Genomic DNA, 1,409 nt, shown 5'->3' with positions numbered 1-1,409 from the left:
ATCGTCCGTAATAATTTATGGATCGATGCGATAGCGGCCTTCTTGTGACTTGCAGTCTCAGAAGACCGTTTTCGTTTCTCGTAATAATCCGCAATATGAGAAGGGTTTCCCGCTTTCTTAGCCGACTGAATTTGGTTGATTGCCAAGTACAGCACCTTTCTGCCGATAGCTGTCCCACGCTTTGAAATTGACAGGTGGGCCGTGAGGTTGCCAGATTCATAAACTTGAGGGTCAACGCCAACGAAGGCATTTAATTGGCTAGGGTTGTTAAAACGTCTGATATCCCCAAGCTCACTAATGATTCTTAGAGCGGTATTTTCGCCGATGCCTGGAATGCTTGTGAGGATCTCCAGATCCCGCTTGGGAGCGAGCTTGGTCATCTCCTTTAAAGCTGTCTGGCACGCCTCTTCAGCGCTCAGAATATTGTTAATGGCCATTTCGAGGCCACGAATATGTGCACTGTCCTTTTTGACAGCTGGGCATGCGACTTTAGCCAAACGAATAAGACTTTGCATTATGTCGTTAGCGCGCTTTTTACCAATACCAGATAAGCCTTTTAAGAAGTCGATGATATCGGCTTCTTTTGTTTCTAATACGATATCAGGGTGTGGGAATCTGAGAACAATACTCCAGTAGTTTTTCCCTCTCGGGTTAACCATTAAGTGCTCAATCTCTGGGAAAGTGAGCTGAATGGCTTTGTGCAGTCTATTCCTGTTGGTTATCAGATCGTGCGAAGCCTGCTCATAGATGCGGTTATTGGCCATCAATTCTTGATATTCTTTGCTTTGAACGTAGGCCAGCCGTTGCGGGTGCTCAGACTGCAGCTTGGCAAGGTACAAGGCATCAAGCTTATCGGTCTTGTTCTGGTGCAGGTCATCCTTTGTCTTTCTTTTGGCTTCCAGCGGGTTCATCATGACATAGCGCAATTCGTGCATGTCCAAAAACGCCTGGAGTCTTCTGGAATAGACACCAGTTGCTTCAAAGATAATCTGCGGTTTAGTAACCTGCTTAAGGTCATCTAGCAACTGATTGAAGCCTACCATATCGTTGGAGATGGCATAGTCATCAACTTTTTGGCCATTGACCATAATGCATACGTTAGACTTCCGGCTGCTAACATCAATACCAAAAACAGTTTTCAATAAATCCATAAGAATAAACCTCCGCTTTACTTGGAGATGAGCTGCCTCCATCTAATCCAATCAGATCTAATTTTCTCAACAGGACTTTAACAGCCAACATACTTAGACGAGATTCACAATTGAATGGTGAAGCTGCCAGTTTTGTTTACGACATCATGTGTCCAAAGCAGTCACGGCATTGGCTTCATCTCCACTTTACATAGTAAAAGAAAAAGTGTTGAACGACTACTCCGTCGAGTAATCATCCAACACTAGATTAGTATGTTT

At 44.2% G+C, this 1,409-nt stretch carries 1 protein-coding gene; it reads right to left on the bottom strand.

All coding sequences use genetic code 11. The features are described 5' to 3' along the window. Positions 1–1,151, bottom strand: a 1,151-nt coding sequence (locus WS44_RS09265) for an IS110 family transposase (RefSeq protein ID WP_046434093.1), incomplete at its 3' end; no start/stop codon positions are given. Positions 1,152–1,409: the final 258 nt, after the last annotated feature.

The sequence above is a fragment of the Lactobacillus sp. N54.MGS-719 genome (genome assembly GCF_000980505.1).
GTDB lineage: Bacteria > Bacillota > Bacilli > Lactobacillales > Lactobacillaceae > Lactobacillus > Lactobacillus amylovorus.
This window is presented reverse-complemented; position numbering and strand designations above follow the sequence as displayed.